Here is a 3,279-nt window from a genome sequence, read left to right on the forward strand (position 1 = left end):
GTTATTAACCAGTAGATTATCGCTATCATCGTCAGTATGGAGATTAGCCACCCCACACCTCGGAATATCGGCTTTACAACCGCCCATATCATCAGACCGACAATAGCACCGAGGATAACCACAACCACCTTTGCAACCTTTTTTAATGCGGTTTGAGCTGGTGAAGGAGTGAAGCTCGAATTTTTAATATGTCTGTCATTCAGTGTCATAAGGCGATATTTTTTTAATGCGTATAATCGCAGTTTGAAGTTTGTTCGCTCGATGAACTCCCCGCGTGACGGAAAGCAAGGGGTGTTCGCCNCTCGGCTTAAAAAATACGAGCTGACCAACGGGAAGTCTGGAGATTTTTTCAGCCGAAAGGCAAAGAATACCCCGTTCCGGCACGTTCATCGCCACGAGCGAACACACTTTGAACTCCGCTTATAATCAGCATGAAAGTTGAGCCAGCGCAGCCCCGCAGGGTGACACTGAATGACAGACATACGAAAATGCTATCCCTGACAACGATGTGGAGATGCAACGACCTATGAAAAGAACTATGAAGCGGGCGTGAAGAACACGGGTTGCCGATCAGAGTCGCGCGAGGTACAGCGACGTCCCCGGCGCATCCTCACGCGGCGTTGAGGCTACCGGTGTTTAGCCCGCTTTCTCTATGCAGAGTGCGGTCAATGGGTGTCAGGCGCAGCCCGTCACCTTTTGANGGCACTCAACCCAGCGCAGCCAAGCGTTGCATCTCCGCCTCGTTTCGCAGAGAGAAAAATATAGAGCCATCGAACACTTAGTTTATCTAAATGTTTCTCAAATAAGAAACTTTTTATTATATTTGCACCATGAATACAAATTTCAAAAAAATAGGAGAGTTGCTTTATCTGCGGCGTAAAAGCAAGGGACTTACCCAAGATGAGGTAGGAGCCATGATTGGTGTGCAGAAAGCGATGGTGTCGAAGGTTGAAAACGGATCATGTGTGAACTTCAACACAATCAGCCGGATTGCAGATGCTCTGGAGGTTGAGCCTGTCGTTGAACTGAAACCAATGAAAAAAGCCGATAAGAATGTCATAGATTATATAATGACAGCCATCATCGAGTTTTCAAAAAGACACCGCCTGACGATCCGTGAGGCCAGTAATTATCTAAATCGCTTTAAGGGTATTGCTTTCCTGACCGAATTTTATGATGTGGAACATACGCTGTCGTTTAATGATTGCGAAGAAGGCTTAACCGTGGTTTGCCAAAAAAATGGAGGGGCAATCATATGTTATCCTCATTCCTCTGGAGGCAGCGATCAATATGCTGAAGAAATTATGAAAGACAGGAACGCGAGTTATTTATTTGAGGGCATATCAGCCGATGTTGTCCGCTATCTTGTGGAACGGGAAGGAATGGAATTGACGGAAGCAATCTCCACTTTCCACAATTCAGAAACATTTTCCAAATTGGAGGACTTTTCCACAGGATTGTATATCGAAAGTCCGGCATATGTCTATGACTTATTGTTGTCAGAATTGAGAAATGGACGACTTGTGCCATAGCAGTACTATTCCAATAAAATGATTAACTTTGCATATCGTAATGCACCGATTTTATGAACTTTGATTTAGACTACATACTGCAACTCGCCCAAAATCACGAGGGCGTTGACATTGAATTTAAGGAAACCACCGGGCAACTTGACCGGGGGATGGAGACATTGTGCGGTATGCTCAACGGTGACGGAGGTATTGTGGTCTTCGGTATCAAAAATTCCGGCAAGATTGTCGGGCAGGAAATTGGCGACAAAACAACACGCACGATTGGCGAGGCTCTGCGCCGTTTCGAGCCAGCGGTGGAAATTCAGCCTAAATACGTCAAAATTACTGATTCTGACAAGAAGCTGATTGTGTTTGAGGCGGAGGGCAATAATCCTGACAGACCCTATTCATACGACGGCAGACCTTATCAACGACATGATAGTGTCACATCAGTTATGCCGCACGACAGACATTCGCGTATGATTATGCACCGTGGTGGACTCAGATACAAATGGGATACCTTGCCCAACGAAAATTTGAAGTTTGAAGACCTTGACGAGAGCCGCATACATTGGGCAATACGTCAGGCGTTGGAATTAGGCCGCTTGAAGGATGGTGCATATACTCGTGATCCGATTGCCATTCTTGAAAAATTCAAGGTGCTGAAGAATGGTGTCTATACCAATGCCGCCGCTGTGCTTTTCGGCAAGGATTTCTTTTACTATCACAACTGCATCATACGTCTTGCCCGTTTCCGTGGCAAAGACAAACGTGAATTTATCGACAATCAGCAGATAGAGGGTAACATCTTTGATTTGCTCAATGAAGTTACTCCATTCTTTCTGAAACATCTTTCAGTTACAAGCCGGTTCGAGGGTATGTATCGCAAAGATGAGTTGGAAGTGCCGATAAATGCCTTGCGAGAGTGCTGCGCCAATGCTCTGGCACACATGGACTGGAGGCGTACCGCATCGGTCGGTGTGGCCATATACGATGACCGTATCGAGATTGAAAATCCGGGAATGCTTCCAGAGGAAATACCGGCTGAAAAACTTACATACGGCTCACATATTCTCGCCTCCCATACATCAGATCCTCCAAATGAAATCATTGCTCGTGGCATGTATTACAGTGGCGTAATCGAACATTGGGGACGAGGACTGGCGATGATATTTGAGGAATGCAATCGTGCAGGTCTTCCTCAACCGACAGTCACAGATGAAATGGGTGTTGTAAGAGTTACATTCATGCGTCCGAATTTATCGGGTCACAAGCATGACCCGATAAATGACCCGATAAATGACCCGATAAATGACCCGATAAAAATATTATCTGAGGTTGAAAAGCTTGTGCTCCACATTGTCAAAGAGCACCCCGGAATAAGTAGGGTAAACATAGCTCCGATAATTGACAAAAGTGAGGCTACCGTTAAAAGAGCTTTGAGAGCATTGGTCGGAATGGGCTTTGTGGAGTATCGTGGTTCAAATAAGACAGGTGGATATTTCAGCTTGCTCTCCACTACCTGATGATTGATAATTTTTAACATCGGGAAATGCCGTAAATCAGACTATTATTGCTAACTTAGCGTTGTAGATATACGAAGAACATTGAAATGTCCGGGTGTGCAAAAAGGGAACATCCGTGATTTTCGGAAATTCTAAAGTCTTGATAGACAAGATACTTAACCCCGTTTCAGATAAATCTCTCCGGGGTCACAATCAAAAATGGCAAAACGCCGCAAAGCACTGAAATCACTTGATTTTCAGTG

The 3,279-nt window shown here is 45.0% G+C and carries 3 protein-coding genes; 2 read left to right on the top strand and 1 reads right to left on the bottom strand.

The window, feature by feature from the left end; all coding sequences use genetic code 11:
• The coding region (locus JX312_RS10930; protein ID WP_204458020.1) for a hypothetical protein at positions 1-209 on the bottom strand (209 nt) is incomplete at its 3' end.
• 621 nt (positions 210-830) lie between these two features.
• On the opposite strand from JX312_RS10930, the gene JX312_RS14165 reads away from it, so the two are divergent.
• Positions 831-1,532, top strand: coding sequence for a DUF3791 domain-containing protein (locus JX312_RS14165; RefSeq protein WP_239653892.1), 702 nt, complete (start codon positions 831-833; stop codon positions 1,530-1,532).
• Between the two features lie 53 nt (positions 1,533-1,585).
• On the top strand, positions 1,586-3,037 hold the full coding sequence (locus JX312_RS10945; RefSeq protein ID WP_204458021.1) for an ATP-binding protein: 1,452 nt from the start codon (positions 1,586-1,588) through the stop codon (positions 3,035-3,037).
• The last annotated feature ends 242 nt before the right edge of the window (positions 3,038-3,279 follow it).

The organism is Barnesiella sp. CU968 (assembly GCF_905219685.1).
Classification (GTDB): domain Bacteria; phylum Bacteroidota; class Bacteroidia; order Bacteroidales; family Muribaculaceae; genus Lepagella; species Lepagella muris_A.